The sequence below is a fragment of the Mesorhizobium sp. P3_A10 genome, assembly GCF_056403175.1.
Map to the genome: position 1 here is coordinate 1 of NZ_JBFUFZ010000004.1, position 15,519 is coordinate 15,519.

Genomic DNA, 15,519 nt, shown 5'->3' on the forward strand with positions numbered 1-15,519 from the left:
AGTCGGTCCGCAACGTCCTCTACATGGCTGCGCTCAGCGCCGGAGTGCATAACCCCATCTTCGCCGCCTTTCGCCAGCGCCTACGGGCCAAAGGCAAGGAAGCAAAGGTCGCCATTGTGGCCGTCATGCGCAAGCTTATCACCACCCTCAACGCCATGATGCGTACCAACAAATCCTGGAACCCCGCATCGATATGAAAGCACGGTTGCTCACCTGCCTGCCGGCATCCTCTCCCCGTATAGTGACGGGGAGAGGGGTCGCTGTCATCGACGATTTCGTCAATCGCCAACGTTGCAAGAAGAGCGCCGACGCTGCGGCCAGCCCTTTCTCCCCGGGGAGAAATGCCCGGCAGGGCAATGAGGGGCAGCGCCGGCTTGATAAGTGAAGGCCAATGCGACGGCCTCAGCCCTCGAGCACTTCCTTGGAAGCGACCGTGGAATCGGCATTGAGCTTGTAGATGACCGGCACGCCGGTGCCGAGTTCCAGCTTGACGATCTCCTCGCCGGATTTGCCGTCCAGCGCCATGATCAGCGCCCTGAGCGAATTGCCGTGCGCGGCGACCAGCACGGTCTCGCCGCGCAGCACGTGCGGCTGCAGATCGTGCAGATAGTAGGGCCAGACGCGGGCGCCGGTGTCCTTCAGGCTTTCGCCGCCGGGCGGCGAGACGTCGTAGGAGCGGCGCCAGATGTGCACCTGCTCCTCGCCCCACTTCTTGCGCGCGTCATCCTTGTTGAGGCCGGAGAGGTCACCATAGTCGCGCTCGTTGAGCGCCTGGTCGCGGATGGTTTTCAGATCGCTCTGGCCGACCGCGTCGAGAATGTGCTGGCAGGTCTTCTGAGCCCGGATCAGCGCCGAGGTGAAGGCGATGTCGAATTTCAGGCCGCGCGCCTTCAGCTTCTGGCCGGCCGCCTTGGCCTCGGCATGGCCCTGCTCGGTCAGGTCGACGTCGCGCCAGCCGGTGAACAGGTTCTTCAGGTTCCAATCGCTCTGACCATGGCGCACGAGCACGAGAGTTCCCGACATGTTTGCTCCTTCAAAAATCAGGGATATGGACGCGTCAGGCGAGCCCGAGCACGTCCCGCATTGAGTAGAGTCCAGGCTTCTTGCCGCGCGCCCAGAGCGCGGCCTTGACCGCGCCGCGGGCAAAGATCGCCCGGTCCTCGGCATGGTGCGACAGCGTGATGCGCTCGCCGGTGCCGGCCAGAATGACGGAATGGTCGCCGACCACCGAGCCGCCGCGCAAAGTGGCAAAGCCGATCGAGCCGGTTTTGCGCACTCCGGTGTGGCCGTCGCGCACCCTGACATCGTTGCCGGCAAGCGGAATGCCGCGTCCAGCGGCGGCGGCTTCGCCGAGCAGCAGCGCTGTCCCCGATGGTGCATCGACCTTATGGCGGTGGTGCATTTCCAGGATCTCGATGTCGAAATCGTCGGCGTCGAGCGCCCGCGCCGCCTGCTCCACAAGCACCGCCAGCAGATTGACGCCGAGGCTCATATTGCCGGATTTGACGATCGTCGCGTGGCGCGCAGCCGCCGCGATTTTTTCATTGTCTTGCGCCGAACAGCCGGTGGTGCCGATGATATGGGCAATGCGCGCCTGCGCGGCAAAGCCGGCGAACTCGACGGTTGCGGCCGGGGCGGTGAAATCGAGCACCCCATCAGCCTTGGCGAAGACCGGCAGAGGGTCGTCGCCGATCGGCACATTGATGATGCCGATGCCGGCCAACTCGCCGGCATCCTGTCCGAGATAGGGCGATCCGGCCCGCTCGACCGCGCCGGCGACGCGTGCGCCCGGGATCGTGTGGATGGCGCGGATCAGCGCCTGGCCCATACGGCCGGCCGCACCCACCACCACCAGGCCCATGTCGCCCGTTTCGCTCATACGTTCACCTTCTTTCCACGCGTGCGCGGCAGCGGAGTTTGGATTGGCTTGCTGTCATCGACAAGCCCCAGCCCCTTTTTGCCCTGCACCCGGTGGAAGCGGGCGTAGACGCTGTGCGGGTCGGCCATCAGCGAGGCATGCGTGCCCTGCTCGACCAGATGGCCCGATTCCAACACGATGATGTGGTCGGCATTGACCACCGTCGACAGCCGGTGGGCGATGACGATGGTGGTGCGCCCTTCCATGACATGGGTTAGCGCCTGCTGGACGCGCGCTTCCGCCTCGTTGTCGAGCGCCGAGGTCGCCTCGTCGAGCAGCAGGATCGGCGCATTGCGCACGATGGCGCGAGCGATCGAGACGCGCTGGCGCTGGCCGCCCGACAATGTGACGCCGTTTTCGCCGACAGGCGTGTCATAGCCTTCCGGCTGCTGGCGGATGAAATCGTCGGCCGCCGCCTGTTGCGCGGCCAACTCGATCTCGGCGTCGCTGGCGTCGGGCCGCCCGTAGCGGATGTTGTCGCGAATGGTGCCCTCGAACAGATACGGCGCCTGCGAGACATAGGCGATCGAGCCGCGCAGCGACTGCTTGGTCACCTGCGAAATGTCCTGGCCGTCGACCGTGATGCTGCCCTTGTCGACATCGTAGAAGCGCTGCAGCAGCGCCACCAGCGTCGACTTGCCGGCGCCGGACGCACCGACGATAGCGGTCATCTTGCCGGCAGCGGCGACGAAACTCAAATCTTGCAGGACCGGTGCCTCCTCGACATAGCGGAAGGACACATTGTTGAAGCGCACCTCGCCCGTGGTCACAGTGGCCTGGACCGCATTTGGTACGTCGCCCTGCTTCGGTTCGATATCGAGAAGCTCGTAGATCATGCGCGCATTGACCAGCGCGCGCTCCATGCCGACCTGCACCCGGGCCAGACGGCGAGCCGGATCGAAGGCAAGGCCCAACGCCGTGATAAAGGCAAAAACCGAGCCGGGCGGCTCTCCCAGCGCGACCGCCCGATAGCCGGAATAGGCGATGACGCCGGCAAAGGCGAAGCCGCCGAGAAGTTCGGTCACCGGGCTCAACCGTTCGGAAACGCGGGCAATCTTGTTTGACCGCTGTTCCGCGTCGTCAGCCAGTTTGCTGACCCGCTGCGACAGCTGGTCTTCCATCGTAAAAGCCTTGACGATGGCGATGCCTTGCGTCGCCTCCTGCATGCTGCCGATCAGCCGCGAATTGATCTGAACTGATTCGCGCGTGATCTTTCGCACCCGACGCATCAGATACACCACCGTGTAGATAAGCGGCGGACCGATCAGCAGCGACATGACCGACAGCAGCGGATCGTAGTAGACCATGACGCCGACCAGCGCGATCAAGGAGACGGCGTCGCGTGCCAGCGAGGTCAGCGTAAGGCTGAGGAGATCGCGGATGCTGTTGACGTTCTCGTTGATCTGCGCGGCAAGCCGGCCGGAGCGAGTTTCGCTAAAGAAATCGACGCCAAGCTTCATCAGATGGTCGAAGATGCGCTTCTGGTAGCGCGCCACCAGATTGTTGCCGATCTTGGCCAAGCTCACAGCCTGGCCATAGGTGGCGAACCCGCGCAGCACGAAAGCGCCGAGCACACCCAGGCAGATCGGAACGATGAGATCGCCGCGCTGCTTGTAGAAGATGTCGTCGACAACGTATTTCATCACCGCGGCGGTGAAGGCGGACGTCAGCGACACCAGGATCAGGCAGACGATCGCGAAAACATAGGTGCCGCGATACTCGCGGCTGTTCTCTTCAAGGATACGGCGAATGACCGCGATGATCTCGTCGGGTCGCGCCTTCCGGTTTTGCGGCTGAAGTGTCAAGTCGGGGGCATTCCGTGATTTCGGTTCATGGGCGCCGCAAGGGCGCAATTTGGCACCCCTCTTAACGCCATGACGGCGGCTTGCCTATGGCCGGGGGTGGCGAAACTTCGTCGCGGACGTATCTGTGGCCTAAGCGCGCCAGCGCCGCCCCGCCGTCTGCACGCCGAACAGGGAAGGGTTTCTGGCGTAGGCGGCAAGGCCGAGAAGCGCCGCCAGCGGGTGGGTGATGACATAGACCGGCATCGAGCGCATCAGCTCGCTGTGCGGCGCCTTGTCCTCGAAAGCGGCGCGGAAATTGCCGGCTTTCAGCGCCGGCACGATCTTTTGCGCGATGCCGCCGGTGAGAAAGACGCCGCCGCGGCTCATGAACACCAGCGCCAGGTCGCCGGCGGTGCGCCCGAGACAAGTGACGAACATCGACAGCGCTTCTTCGGCGATCCGGTCGGTTTTCGCCAGTGCGGCGGCGGTGATCTCGGCCGGCGTGGTGAAAGGCGCTGGCTTGCCGTCGGCTTTGGCCACCGCCCGGTAGACGTTGACGAGGCCACGTCCGCACAGGATCTGTTCGCCGGAAATGCGGCCCTCGAGCTTCTCAATATGCGCAAACACCTCGAAATCGCGGGCCGTGCGCGGGCCGATGTCCATATGGCCGCCCTCGCCGGGCACCGGTATCCAGTGATTGAGGGCGTGGATCAGCCCTGCGACACCGAGCCCGGTTCCCGGGCCGAGCACCACCCGTCCGGCATTGGGTTCCGGCGTGCCGCCACCGATCTTTTCCATATGCTCTTCGCCGAGCGCGACGACGGCCAGCGCCTGCGCCTCGAAATCATTGAGCACGACGATGTCGCTCAGGCCGAGATTGGCAAACATCTGCTTCGGCTTGACGATCCACGGGCAGTTGGTGAGCTGGATCTCGTCGCCGTCGACCGGCCCGGCCACCGCCAGCACCGCCGAATTCGGCCGCACCGACGAGCGGTCGAGCACGGCCGCCTGGATCGCCTCGTCGATGGTGTTGAAATTGGCCGTCTGCACGATCTGCGGCTCGCTCGGTTCGGAATTCGCGTCGAGCACGATCGAAAAGCGCGCATTGGTGCCGCCGATATCGCCGATCAGGATCGGAAACCGCAGCACCGTGTCGTCGTCACCTTGCATGGCTCTTGGTCGTCCCCATTCCGGCAGTTCGCCGCTGTTTATCGTGACTAGCGCATGACTTCGGAAAGGGAAAGCCGCTTCCGCGTCAGTTGGCCTTTACCCATCCAGACCCGACATCGGCGACCAGGACGTCTCCAGCATTGAAACCGGGGCGTTCCTCTGGCGTCAGTTGCCCGGCCGCGGGCGCGGCAGCGGAATGTGGACCTCGGGGGTCGCCGCGAAGGCATTGGCCGCAGCCGGCAGCACCGTTCCTGGGCTTTCGGCTGGCGGGGCCGGCTCTGCATCGGCAAGAGCAGGCGCAGCCGCGATCGGCACGTCGCCGCCATGATAGGTGGCGGCTTCCGCCGAGGCCGGCGCCGGCGCGTCGAGCACGGCCTGGCACTGCTTGGGCAGGTTCGCCATCGTCATGATGTCGCGCGCCTTGGGCGCATCCGGGTTCTTGTTGGGGCGCCACGGTTCCTCGGTGAACCACCAGGCCAGCGACTTGTCGCAGCCGTCGCCCGGCGTCGTCGCCTCTTGCGCCTTGCAATTGGGCGAGCCCGGCTGGCAGCCGATGCGCATATGGAAATGATAGTCGTGGCCCCAGAACGGCCTGATCTTCTGCAGCCAGCTGCGGTCGCCGGTGACGGTGTCGCAGAGCTTCTTCTTGATCCCCGGATTGACCAGGATGCGCTCGACTTCCGGATAGCTCGCCGCGCGCTTGAGAAGCCGCATATGCGCCGGCGTCCACAGCGCGTCCTTCACCAGATGGGTCTTTTCGTCGACCAGCAAAGTGGCGCTCATCGATTCGCGCTTGTCGGTCGAAAGCTTTTGCGCCGGCATCGGCGTCAGCCAGATGTCGGCGTCGAGACCGATCTGGTGCGAGGCATGGCCGGTCATCATCGGGCCGCCGCGCGGCTGCGAGATGTCGCCGATCAACAGGCCCGGCCAGCCGTCGGCCGCGGCATCGCGCGACAGTTTCTCGATCAGCGCGATCATCGTGGGATGGCCCCAGCGGCGGTTGCGCGACGGCCGCATCACCTCCCAGTTCGGACCGTCCATGGGAATGGCGACGCCGCCGGCAAAGCAGCCCTTGGAATAGAAGCCGATCGATTGCGCCGCCACCGCCGCCGGCAGTTTCTTGGCGCCGAACAGATCTTTTGCCCGTTCCTCGGCCGCCGCCGGCTGCGCGGCGGACAGGACCAGCGCCGCCAATGCCGCTACAAGCGGCATCCTGCCGGGCAATGATCGCATCGCTGTCTTCATGAAACCGGATCCCCACCGCAAGCTCGAATCATAACACGCAACGCACGACGCTTCGATCAGCGCTTCATCGGGCTGCGCGCCTCGCCGTCGCGCCAGTCGCCGCTGGCCCACATATGGTCAAAGGCGGCGCGGTAGTCCGGAAAGCGAAAGCGATAGCCCGCCGCCTTGATCGCCGTGTTGGCGACACGCTTGTTCTCGCCATAGAAGGACCGCGCCATGGGCGAAAGTTGGGCGGTCTCGAACGGAATTTCCGGCGGCGGCGTGACACCCATCAGCGAGGCGGCATAGGTAACGACATCCTGCGGCGGCGCCGGCTCGTCATCGGTGACGTTGAAGATGCCGCCTGTATTGCTCTCTGCCAGGTGCCACAGCGCACCGGCAATGTCGTCGCAATGGATGCGGTTGAACACCTGATCGGGCTTGACCAGCCGTCTAGCTGAGCCGTTGTCCAGATTGACCAGTGCATTGCGGCCCGGCCCGTAAATGCCGGACAGGCGCAGGATCGCAGTCGGTACGTGGACTTTCCGGCCGAGCTTAAGCCACTTCTTTTCAGCGGCAACGCGCATGGTAGAGCGCTTCGACACCGGTCGGCACTCCGTAGTCTCATCGACCCAAGCACCACCGTGGTCGCCATAAACCCCAACAGTTGAAAGATAGCCCATCCATTCGAGCTTGTTCGTCCATTGCTCTATTGGCTCGCTGTATGTGAGCCCGGGATCAGCTCCCGTTTCATCGGGTGGAATCGAAACGATGAGATGGGTCACATCGCTTATCTCGTTGCAAATATCGATTGCGTCGAAATTGATAGGCGAGATGCCCGCTTGCCTGAGCGCTTCGAATTTCTCCGGAGACCTTGTGGTCCCAAGGATCTTCGTGCCCGAATCCTTATTTGCGCGCGCGAACGCCATGGCAGAATAGCCGGCGCCGAATATCAGAACTTTCTTGCTTGTCATGCATGCGTCTCGATTGGAGGGGGCAACGCCAGAAGCCATTCGTTGCGCACGGCTTCTTCGCTTTCTGTTTTGACCGCCGTGGCGGCACGTTCCGCAAATTCGCTCTCAGGCACCAGCCGCGCCAGCGCCCATACGGCCGCACCGCGCACCAGCGGCGAGGCATCATCGAGCAGCGTGCGTACCGAATCGAGGAGCGAAAAATCGCCGGAATTGCCGGCGGCGATCAGCACATTGCGGACAAAGCGGTCGCGGCCGATGCGTTTGATCGGCGAGCCGGAAAAGAAAGTACGGAAGGCGACGTCGTCGAGGCTGAGCAGTTCGGCCAGCGGCGGCTCGCGCAAATCCGCACGCGCGGCAAGCTTCGCCTCCGAGGCCACCCTGGCAAACTTGTTCCACGGGCAAGCGGCCAGACAATCGTCGCAGCCATAGATGCGGTTGCCGATCTTTTCGCGGAATTCGTGCGGGATCGGCCCCTTGTTCTCGATGGTGAGATAGGAAATGCAGCGCCGCGCATCGAGCCGGTAGGGTGCCGGAAAGGCGTCGGTCGGGCAGGCGTCGAGACAGGCGCGGCAGGAGCCGCAATGGTCGATCTCGGCGGTATCGGGTTCGAGTTCGGCCGTGGTGAAAATGGTGCCGAGAAACAGCCAGGAGCCGTGTTCGCGGCTGACCAGATTGGTGTGCTTGCCTTGCCAGCCGAGCCCCGCGGCTTCGGCCAGTGGCTTTTCCATCACCGGCGCGGTGTCGACGAACACTTTCACGTCGCCGCCGGCGCGCGCCACGATCTTGCCGGCGATCTCCTTCAGCCGGCCCTTCATCACCTCGTGATAGTCGCGGTTCTGCGCATACACCGAGATCGCCCCCCGGTCGCGCCTGGCCTGCAGCGCGCGCGGATCGTTGTCGGGACCATAGTTCATCGCCAGCACGATGATCGAACGCACCTCCGGCCATAGCGTCGAGGGTTCGCTTCGGCGCGCAAGCGTCTCGGCGATCCAGTCCATCGAGCCATGAAAACCGTCGGCGACGAATTCGGCGAGCCGGGCCGGGGCCAGCGGGATCGCACCGGGCGTGGTCACGGCGACCGCATCGAAACCGGCGCGCCGCGCTTCACGGTCGATCAGCGCCCGCAGGGTTTCGCTCTTAGAAGTCGAGGTCCGCATAATGCGACACCGGTGACAGGCCGCGCACCCGGTCGGACAGAAGCGGCCGGAACGATGGCCGCGATTTGACCCGCGTGTACCATTCGCGCGCTGCCGTGTGTTCGCGCCAGTCGATCTCGCCGAGATAATCCAGCACCGACAGCGTCGCCGCCGCCGCGAGGTCGGCATAGGTGACCCTTGAGCCGGCCAGCCAGTGGCGGGTGCCGGCCAGCCAGTTGGTGTATTTCATATGCTGGCGGATGTTGGCGCGCGCCGCACGGATCGCCGCCGAATCGGGTGAGCCGCCGCCCGCCGTTTCCGGCATGACCGGCTTCAGCACGCGTTCGCGCACCAGATGCCTTGTCACTTCGCCTTCGGCCTTGGTGAGATACCAGTCGGTGAGACGGCGGATTTCGGCGCGCTCCATCGGGTCTTCGGCAAACAGCCTTTTGTCGCGCTTCAAGACGCCGCGCGTCTCGTCGAGATATTCGGCGATCACCATGGCGCCGACGATCGGTACGTCGCCTTCGGCCAGCAGGATCGGCAAGGTTCCGGCCGGGTTCAGCGCCAAAAACTCCTTGCGCCGCGTCCACGGCTTTTCCTCGATCAACGCCAGTTCCTCGCCATACTCGCCAAAGGCGAGGCGCACGAACCGGCAGGTGGCGAACATGGGGTGGTGGAAAAGCGTCAGCATGGTCCCGCGATAATAAGGCGCACTGGCGAATCGCCGGCGGCGCCGGTAAGTCTTGGCCGCCCGGATACCGGGCCGTCAGGGTGTTGCGACCTATAGGGGGACTTCCGCGCCGTGACAAGCAAGCCCTTTCGCAAGCCGTTTTCTCAAGCGCTCACCCAATGCCGAGGTTGCCATGGAAAGCCAGACCATCGTCGAAGCCCTGTTGCTCGGCCTGCTGGAGGGGCTGACCGAGTTCATCCCGGTCTCCTCCACCGGCCATATCCTGCTCGCCGGCCATTTTCTCGGCTTCCATTCGACCGGCAAGGCTTTCGAGATCCTGATCCAGCTCGGCGCCATCCTGGCCATCCTCAGCGTCTATTTCCGCCGCCTGTGGCAGATGCTGCTCGACCTGCCGCATGACCGGCTGACGCGGCATTTCGTCATCGGCATCCTTATCGCCTTCCTGCCGGCGGCCATCATCGGCGCCCTGGCGCATGATTTCATCAAGACGGTGCTGTTCGAATCGCCAAGGCTGATCTGCATCATGCTGATCATCGGCGGTGTCATCCTGCTCCTGGTCGATCGCATGAACCTCAAGCCGGTCTACCGCGATGTCGAGCGCTTCCCGACCCGGCTCTATCTGCAGATCGGCCTGTTCCAGTGCCTGTCGCTGATCCCTGGCACGTCGCGCTCCGGCTCGACCATCGTTGGCGCGTTGCTGCTTGGCGTCGACAAGCGGGCAGCGGCGGAATTTTCTTTCTTCCTCGCCATCCCGACCATGGTCGGCGCCTTCGCCTTCGACCTGTTCAAGAACCGCAACGTGCTGTCGAGCGCCGACCTGCCGATCATCGCCATCGGCTTCGTCGCCGCCTTCGTCACCGCCCTGATCGTCGTCCGCTTCCTGCTCGATTACGTCTCGCGCAACGGCTACTCACTGTTCGGCTGGTGGCGGCTGGTGGTGGGTATTGTCGGGCTGGCGGCGTTGTTCGTTTGGGGGTGAGTGGTCCGCAACCTCCGCGACTTCGTCATCCACGGGCGGAGCAAGGAGCGTAGCGACGCAGCGCAGACCCGAGGATCCATGCCGTGACGTCGATCGGAGAGTACAGCGATCGCGAATAGCCCGCCAGGCACCCTGCTTAGTCCTCCAGATTCTGCACCGCAGAAGCGCCGGTAGGTCGCGGCATGGATCCTAGGGTCTCCGCGACGTCGCTTCGCGACTGCTTCGCCCTAGGATGACGAAGGAAGGGCGCTGACCTCTGCTAATCCCGCCCATAAAACACATTCTCGACATGCACCGGCCAGCGCCAGGGCAGCACCGCCACCATGTCAAACCGCATCGACAGTTTGCCGTAGTCGCGCTGCCGCATCAGCCACAGATCGGCGGCGCCTTCGATGCGGCGCTCCGATTCATGAGCGATGGCCTCCATCGCCTCGATCAGCGTGCGCCGTGCCTTCACCTCGACGAACAGCACCAGATTGCCGCGCCGCGCGATCAGGTCGATCTCGCCGAGTTTCGTGCGGTAGCGGCGGGCCAGGATACGGTAGCCTTTCAGCATCAGCGCTGCCGCCGCCAGCCATTCGCCGCGATGGCCGCGCCGATAGGCTTTTTGGCGGCTGGCGGCGGGGCGCTCAGCCACCGCTGCTTTCTCCGCCGCCGTCCTTGAGTTCGAGCAGCCGGCGGTAAAGCGCCTGCTTCTGGCCGCCGGTCATTTTGGCGGCTTCCGCCGCCGCCTTCGAGGCCGGCATCTCGGCGGCGAGCGACAGCAGCAGCCGGTCGATGTCGGCGGGTTGGTCGGCCTTGGCCTCGGCGGGGCCGACGCAGATGACGATTTCGCCCTTCGGCGTATCGGCGGCCGCGTAGTGGTCGGCCAGCACCTGCAACGTTCCGGTCCGCATCTCCTCAAACGTCTTGGTCAATTCCCTGCCGATCGCGGCTTTCCGCTCGCCGCCCAGCGCTTCCACCATGGCGACAAGCGTCTCGGCCAGCCGGCGCGGCGATTCGAAAAAGATCAGCGTCGCCGGCACCGCCCTGAAGGTCTCCAGCTTGGTCAACCGCTGCCCGGTTTTCACAGGCAAAAACCCGGCGAACAGGAAGGCGTCCGACGGCAGGCCGGATGCCGTCAACGCCGCCAGCGGTGCCGACGGGCCGGGGATCGGCACGACGCGAATGCCGTGGTCGATGGCCTCGCCGACCAACCGGTAGCCCGGATCGGAGATCAGCGGCGTGCCGGCATCCGAGATCAGCGCCACGCTCTGCCCGGCCTGCAAGGCCGCGATCAGTTTCGGTCCGGCCTCACCGGCATTGTGCTCGTGATAGGCCGTGGTGCGCCGGCGGATGCCGTAGCGGTCGAGCAACACGCGCGAAACCCGCGTGTCCTCGCAAGCGACCATGTCGGCGGCGGCCAGCGTTTCCAGCGCCCGCAGCGTGATGTCGGAGAGATTGCCGATCGGCGTTGCCACCAGATAGAGCGCCGGCTCCAGCGGCCGCACTGAAATCTCGGTCTGCCCGATCACATAGCTGCGTTTGTCGCCGGTCACCGATACGTCTCCGTTAGAGCGCCGCGCGTCCATCGGATGCGCAAGGGACGCTCCAACATTTCGAATGCGTTTACCCTGTTTGGCACGGCGCCGGTCCGGTTGCAAAACGTGACGGCGATGTAATGTGGCCGCCATGCCTTTGCCACAGTGGGGAACGAAACCAAGCCCGGCGAATTTATGCCTGAGTCTCTGAGGAGGAGGACAGGATGGACAGCCTGAAGATCCAGGACGTTTTCGAGCCCTACTATGCCGGCCGCAACCGTGTTGCCGCGCCCAGGGACAAACGCTTGTTTGCCAAGACCGAGAACAGCCTCACCAGAGAGCGGGTCGCGATCGCCTTGCCGACGAACGTCCGGCTTTCCGACAACAAACCAGACAGCACGACGGAGCACTGACCGGACGATGCCCAATCGCTTCGATATTTTCATCACCCGTCTTGAAACGAAAAGCGCACGGGATGGCGTGCCGCCGCATCCGATGAACGACCAGCACAGCGTCCGCCGCGACAAGGCCGATGCCAAGCCGGCCCGAACCGGACAGACGCATGCCGAGAAGGGCCGCGCCAAGCGCCAATTCAAGCACGACGCCTGATTGCCGCAACTTTCTCGATAGACAGCGACAGTCCTCCCTTCGTCATCCACGGGCGGAGCAAGGAGCGCAGCGACGCGGCGCAGACCCGAGGATCCATTCCGTGACTTCAAAGCGTTGCAACGGTTCAGAATCCTGCCGCCTCATTCCTGAGCAAACGTCGCGGCATGGATCCTCGCCCGAGGATGACGAACGCGTAGGTGTTGCGCACCGGACGACATAGTCAGCCGAGATACCGCGATACCCGCGCCTTCAGAAGCTCAATCAGCTCCAGGTCCATGAATTCGTAGTCGTCGGGGATATCGAGGCAGATCACCCGAGCCTTGCTCAGGCTGGTTTTGAATCTCTTCTGCAGTTTGGTGCGGTGCGTCTTTTCCATGACGAAGATGATGTCGGCCCACGCCACCAGCTCATGCGTCAGCGGGTTGTCGGCATCGTGGTTGGTCCCGGCCGACGCCACCTCGATATCCTGGCGCTTGGAAAACACCTGCTCGGCAGTCGGGCTGCGCAAGCGGTTCTGGCTGCAGACGAAGAGGACGTTCTTCAAAGGGGTTATCTCGCCAAATCCGCTACGACGGCATCAAGCACGATCATGCCGGCTGCCGTGGCGCGCAACCGGGCGTTGCCGATCGGTGCCACCAGCCCTTCTTCCTGCAGCACCGTCAGCCGCGCGCTCGACAGGCTGCGGCCGGAAAACGCTTCGTAGCGGGAGAGGTCGATGCCTTCGGCGAGCCTCAAGCCCATTAGCAGGAACTCGTCGGCCTCTTCGGCGCGCGTCAGGATCTCGCCGCCGGTGACGCCATGCCCCTTGGCCTCGACCAGATTGGCCCAGGTCTCCGGCATTCTCTCGGCGATCGTGACTGTGCGGCGGCCGTTTTCGATGAAGCGGCCATGCGCGCCGGGACCGACGCCGACATATTCGCCATAGCGCCAGTAGGTCAAATTGTGCCGGCTTTCCGCGCCCGGCCTGGCGTGATTGGAGATCTCGTAAGCCGGCAGCCCGTGCGCCGCGGTGACCTCCTGCGTCAGCGCATAGAGGTCGGCGGCGTGGTCATTGTCTGGAATGGCAAACTTCTTCGCCGCATGCAGCGCATGGAACGGCGTGCCTTCCTCGATGGTCAACTGGTAGAGCGACAGATGGTCGGCGGCATGGCCGATCGCCTGTTCGAGCTCGGTCTGCCACGCCTCCGGCGTCTGGCCGGGCCGGGCATAGATCAGGTCGAAGGACAGCCTTGGGAATATTTGCCGCGCGAGCCCGATCGCATGCAACGCTTCGTCGACATTGTGCAGGCGGCCGAGAAAACGCAAATCCTTGTCGTTCAGCGCCTGCACGCCGAGCGACACCCGGTTGACGCCGGCCGCGCGATAGCCGCGAAAGCGCTCGGCCTCGACCGAGGACGGATTGGCTTCCAGCGTCACCTCGATGCCGGCGGGCACCGTCCAGTTCTTGGCCACCGCGTCCAGCACCGCCGCCACCGTCTCCGGCTTCATCAGCGACGGCGTGCCGCCGCCGAGAAAGATGCTGGTGACGTCGCGCGGTCCAGTGCGTTCGCGCATGGTCGCCAGCTCGGTCTCGAAGGCGCGGGCAAAACGCTCCTGGTCGACCGGCTGGTGGCGGACATGGCTGTTGAAGTCGCAATACGGGCACTTGGCCGCGCAGAACGGCCAATGGATGTAGACGCCGAAGCCGGGGCTGCGGTCGAGGGGCATAGTCATGCCGGGCCCAATCATTCCGAACCGAGTCGCGCTTGGGCGAATTTCTGGAAGGCGCGGGCGCGGTGCGACAATGCGGTCGCCTGGCCGGGCTTCCAGCCGTGTTTTTCCTCGGCACTCATCTCGCCAAAAGTCTTGTCGAAACCATTGGGCAAAAACACCGGGTCGTAGCCGAAGCCGAGCTCGCCGCGCGGCGGCCACACCAGCGTTCCTTCGGCCTCGCCGCGATAATATTCTGCTTCGCCATCGGGAAAGGCCAGGCAAATGACGGCGACGAAGCGGCCCTTGCGCTGTTCGGCCAAGGCGGCGCCGACTTCCTGCAGCGCCACTTCGGTGCGCTGCATGGCCATGCCGAAGTCGCGCGAACCGTCAGGTGTCTCAGCCCAGTTGGCGGTGTAGACGCCGGGCGCCCCGTCGAGCGCATCGACGCACAGGCCGGAATCGTCCGACAGCGCCGGCAGGCCGGTCGCCTTGGCCGCGGCCAGCGCCTTGATATAGGCATTTTCCTCGAACGTGGTGCCGGTCTCGTCCGGCTCCGGCAGGCCATACGCCTTGGCCGATTTCGCTTCGAAGCCGAACGGCCCCATCAGATCGGCGAATTCGCGCAGTTTGCCGGCGTTATGGCTGGCAACGACGATTTTCTTGCCATCGAGAGAATGCATCAAAGGCCCCAGATCCTTGGCTCGGCGAATTCGATCGAATTGCCCGAGGGGTCGCGAATATAGATCGAGCGGCCGCCTTGCGGCCATTCGAACTCGCTTTCGATTGCGATCTTTTTCGCCTCGAGATGCGCCTTCCAGCGGACCATCTCGTCGGCACTGGCCGCAAAGCAGAGATGGCCGTCGCCAACCGTGCCGTGCGGCGGCACCTTCAGCCGCGCATCGGGTGCCGGCGGGATTTTGGTCGCCTCGGCGTTGAAGATTAGCAGCACGCCCGGCCCGCAGCGGAAGAAGATGTGCCTGCCGTCGACCTTGCCGAGCAGGTCGAGGCCGAGGATGTCGGTGTAGAAGGCTTCCGCGGCAGCCAGATCGGTGACGTAGACGGCCGATTCGAGGATGGCGGAAGGTTTCATGGAAAACCTATGCGACCGCCATCTGCTGCAGGCTGACCAGCCGCTGAATGCCTTTCTTGGCCAGGCCCATCAGTGCCGCAAACTGGTCCTCGGAGAAAGGCTCGCCCTCGGCGGTGCCCTGGATCTCGACGATGCCGCCCTTGCCGGTCATGACGAAATTGGCGTCGGTGCCGGCCGAGGAATCCTCGACATAGTCGAGGTCGATGACCGGCTGGCCGTCATGGATACCGCAGGAAATCGCCGCGACATGGTCTTTCAGCACCTTGGCGACGCTGGCCATCTGCCGTGCTTCCATCCAGCGCAGGCAATCATAGAGCGCCACCCAGCCGCCGGTGATCGAGGCGGTGCGGGTGCCGCCATCGGCCTGGATGACATCGCAATCGACGGTGATCTGCTGCTCGCCCAGCGCCTGCAGGTCGACCACGGCGCGCAGCGAACGGCCGATCAGCCGCTGGATTTCCAGTGTGCGGCCGCCTTGCTTGCCGGCGGAGGCTTCACGGCGCATGCGCTCGCCGGTCGAGCGCGGCAGCATGCCATACTCCGCCGTCACCCAGCCCTTGCCGGAATTGCGCATCCAGCCCGGCACCTTCTCCTCAAGGCTGGCCGTGCACAGCACATGCGTGTCGCCGAACTTCACCAGGCACGAGCCTTCGGCGTGCTTGGAGACGCCGCGCTCGAAGGAGATGGCGCGCATTTCGTCGAATTGGCGTTTGGAAGGGCGCATTCAGG

18 protein-coding genes and 1 pseudogene are annotated in these 15,519 nt (G+C 64.3%); 4 read left to right on the forward strand and 15 right to left on the reverse strand.

The genetic code is table 11. The features are described 5' to 3' along the window. Positions 1-197, forward strand: a pseudogene (locus AC1DXU_RS16715) (IS110 family transposase); the annotation flags it as partial. A gap of 205 nt (positions 198-402) precedes the next feature. Here AC1DXU_RS16715 and AC1DXU_RS16720 read toward each other — a convergent pair. The 8 genes from AC1DXU_RS16720 to AC1DXU_RS16755 form a co-directional block, all read right to left on the reverse strand. Next, positions 403-1,023, reverse strand: coding sequence for a 2,3-bisphosphoglycerate-dependent phosphoglycerate mutase (locus tag AC1DXU_RS16720; protein ID WP_477310338.1), 621 nt, complete (start codon positions 1,021-1,023; stop codon positions 403-405). 34 nt (positions 1,024-1,057) lie between these two features. Next, the gene (gene dapB, locus AC1DXU_RS16725) at positions 1,058-1,879 is read right to left on the reverse strand and encodes a 4-hydroxy-tetrahydrodipicolinate reductase (protein WP_477310340.1); all 822 of its coding nucleotides are present in this window, start codon (positions 1,877-1,879) and stop codon (positions 1,058-1,060) included. Next, positions 1,876-3,723, reverse strand: a complete 1,848-nt coding sequence (locus tag AC1DXU_RS16730; protein ID WP_477310342.1) for an ABC transporter ATP-binding protein — start codon at positions 3,721-3,723, stop codon at positions 1,876-1,878. The genes dapB and AC1DXU_RS16730 overlap by 4 nt, the downstream gene beginning before the upstream one ends. A 129-nt stretch (positions 3,724-3,852) precedes the next feature. Further along, complete coding sequence (locus AC1DXU_RS16735) at positions 3,853-4,872, reverse strand: glucokinase (protein ID WP_477370408.1); 1,020 nt, start codon at positions 4,870-4,872, stop codon at positions 3,853-3,855. Between the two features lie 165 nt (positions 4,873-5,037). After that, positions 5,038-6,117, reverse strand: a complete 1,080-nt coding sequence (gene mepA / locus AC1DXU_RS16740; protein WP_477370411.1) for a penicillin-insensitive murein endopeptidase — start codon at positions 6,115-6,117, stop codon at positions 5,038-5,040. Positions 6,118-6,173: 56 nt separating this feature from the next. Next, positions 6,174-7,070, reverse strand: a complete 897-nt coding sequence (locus AC1DXU_RS16745) for an SDR family oxidoreductase (RefSeq protein WP_477371578.1) — start codon at positions 7,068-7,070, stop codon at positions 6,174-6,176. Then, positions 7,067-8,227, reverse strand: a complete 1,161-nt coding sequence (gene queG / locus AC1DXU_RS16750; RefSeq protein ID WP_477370414.1) for a tRNA epoxyqueuosine(34) reductase QueG — start codon at positions 8,225-8,227, stop codon at positions 7,067-7,069. Before queG ends, AC1DXU_RS16745 begins: the two co-directional genes overlap by 4 nt. Next, entirely contained in the window at positions 8,208-8,900 is a 693-nt protein-coding gene (locus tag AC1DXU_RS16755) for a glutathione S-transferase family protein (protein WP_477240230.1), read from the reverse strand. Before AC1DXU_RS16755 ends, queG begins: the two co-directional genes overlap by 20 nt. A 172-nt stretch (positions 8,901-9,072) precedes the next feature. On the opposite strand from AC1DXU_RS16755, the gene AC1DXU_RS16760 reads away from it, so the two are divergent. Beyond that, on the forward strand, positions 9,073-9,879 hold the full coding sequence (locus AC1DXU_RS16760; RefSeq protein ID WP_477370417.1) for an undecaprenyl-diphosphate phosphatase: 807 nt from the start codon (positions 9,073-9,075) through the stop codon (positions 9,877-9,879). A gap of 259 nt (positions 9,880-10,138) precedes the next feature. Here the strand turns inward: AC1DXU_RS16760 and AC1DXU_RS16765 are convergent, their stop codons facing one another. Both AC1DXU_RS16765 and rsmI read right to left on the reverse strand, forming a co-directional pair. Then, positions 10,139-10,516: a YraN family protein gene (locus tag AC1DXU_RS16765; protein WP_477310354.1), complete on the reverse strand. Its 378-nt coding sequence runs from the start codon at positions 10,514-10,516 to the stop codon at positions 10,139-10,141. Beyond that, a complete protein-coding gene (gene rsmI, locus AC1DXU_RS16770) occupies positions 10,509-11,417 on the reverse strand; it encodes a 16S rRNA (cytidine(1402)-2'-O)-methyltransferase (protein ID WP_477370420.1) in 909 nt (302 codons plus the stop codon). Before rsmI ends, AC1DXU_RS16765 begins: the two co-directional genes overlap by 8 nt. A 206-nt stretch (positions 11,418-11,623) precedes the next feature. On the opposite strand from rsmI, the gene AC1DXU_RS16775 reads away from it, so the two are divergent. Continuing rightward, positions 11,624-11,812: a hypothetical protein gene (locus tag AC1DXU_RS16775; RefSeq protein WP_477310358.1), complete on the forward strand. Its 189-nt coding sequence runs from the start codon at positions 11,624-11,626 to the stop codon at positions 11,810-11,812. Between the two features lie 7 nt (positions 11,813-11,819). Continuing rightward, the gene (locus tag AC1DXU_RS16780) at positions 11,820-12,008 is read left to right on the forward strand and encodes a hypothetical protein (protein ID WP_477310360.1); all 189 of its coding nucleotides are present in this window, start codon (positions 11,820-11,822) and stop codon (positions 12,006-12,008) included. 220 nt (positions 12,009-12,228) lie between these two features. Here the strand turns inward: AC1DXU_RS16780 and AC1DXU_RS16785 are convergent, their stop codons facing one another. Genes AC1DXU_RS16785 through rph form a run of 5 tightly spaced genes read right to left on the reverse strand, consistent with a single transcriptional unit; the run spans position 12,229 to position 15,514 of the window. Beyond that, positions 12,229-12,552 (reverse strand): low molecular weight protein tyrosine phosphatase family protein, encoded by a 324-nt coding sequence (locus tag AC1DXU_RS16785; RefSeq protein ID WP_477310362.1) that lies wholly within the window; start codon positions 12,550-12,552, stop codon positions 12,229-12,231. Positions 12,553-12,557: 5 nt separating this feature from the next. Further along, positions 12,558-13,721, reverse strand: coding sequence for a radical SAM family heme chaperone HemW (gene hemW / locus AC1DXU_RS16790; protein ID WP_477310364.1), 1,164 nt, complete (start codon positions 13,719-13,721; stop codon positions 12,558-12,560). Positions 13,722-13,732: 11 nt separating this feature from the next. Continuing rightward, positions 13,733-14,380 carry an RdgB/HAM1 family non-canonical purine NTP pyrophosphatase gene (gene rdgB, locus AC1DXU_RS16795; RefSeq protein WP_477370423.1) on the reverse strand — a complete coding sequence of 216 codons (648 nt, stop codon included), beginning with the start codon at positions 14,378-14,380 and terminating at the stop codon, positions 13,733-13,735. Then, positions 14,380-14,790 (reverse strand): VOC family protein, encoded by a 411-nt coding sequence (locus AC1DXU_RS16800; protein WP_477370426.1) that lies wholly within the window; start codon positions 14,788-14,790, stop codon positions 14,380-14,382. The genes rdgB and AC1DXU_RS16800 overlap by 1 nt, the downstream gene beginning before the upstream one ends. Before the next feature lie 7 nt (positions 14,791-14,797). After that, positions 14,798-15,514, reverse strand: a complete 717-nt coding sequence (rph, locus tag AC1DXU_RS16805; protein ID WP_477240250.1) for a ribonuclease PH — start codon at positions 15,512-15,514, stop codon at positions 14,798-14,800. Positions 15,515-15,519 lie beyond the last annotated feature (5 nt).

Coding starts and splice junctions, on each gene's coding strand:
- queG (WP_477370414.1), bottom strand. CDS start 8,227: ATGCGGACCTCGACTTCTAAGAGCGAAACCCTGCGGGCGCTGATCGAC.
- AC1DXU_RS16720 (WP_477310338.1), bottom strand. CDS start 1,023: ATGTCGGGAACTCTCGTGCTCGTGCGCCATGGTCAGAGCGATTGGAAC.
- rph (WP_477240250.1), bottom strand. CDS start 15,514: ATGCGCCCTTCCAAACGCCAATTCGACGAAATGCGCGCCATCTCCTTC.
- dapB (WP_477310340.1), bottom strand. CDS start 1,879: ATGAGCGAAACGGGCGACATGGGCCTGGTGGTGGTGGGTGCGGCCGGC.
- AC1DXU_RS16800 (WP_477370426.1), bottom strand. CDS start 14,790: ATGAAACCTTCCGCCATCCTCGAATCGGCCGTCTACGTCACCGATCTG.
- hemW (WP_477310364.1), bottom strand. CDS start 13,721: ATGACTATGCCCCTCGACCGCAGCCCCGGCTTCGGCGTCTACATCCAT.
- rdgB (WP_477370423.1), bottom strand. CDS start 14,380: ATGCATTCTCTCGATGGCAAGAAAATCGTCGTTGCCAGCCATAACGCC.
- AC1DXU_RS16775 (WP_477310358.1), top strand. CDS start 11,624: ATGGACAGCCTGAAGATCCAGGACGTTTTCGAGCCCTACTATGCCGGC.
- AC1DXU_RS16745 (WP_477371578.1), bottom strand. CDS start 7,070: ATGACAAGCAAGAAAGTTCTGATATTCGGCGCCGGCTATTCTGCCATG.
- mepA (WP_477370411.1), bottom strand. CDS start 6,117: ATGAAGACAGCGATGCGATCATTGCCCGGCAGGATGCCGCTTGTAGCG.
- AC1DXU_RS16735 (WP_477370408.1), bottom strand. CDS start 4,872: ATGCAAGGTGACGACGACACGGTGCTGCGGTTTCCGATCCTGATCGGC.
- AC1DXU_RS16760 (WP_477370417.1), top strand. CDS start 9,073: ATGGAAAGCCAGACCATCGTCGAAGCCCTGTTGCTCGGCCTGCTGGAG.
- AC1DXU_RS16755 (WP_477240230.1), bottom strand. CDS start 8,900: ATGCTGACGCTTTTCCACCACCCCATGTTCGCCACCTGCCGGTTCGTG.
- AC1DXU_RS16780 (WP_477310360.1), top strand. CDS start 11,820: ATGCCCAATCGCTTCGATATTTTCATCACCCGTCTTGAAACGAAAAGC.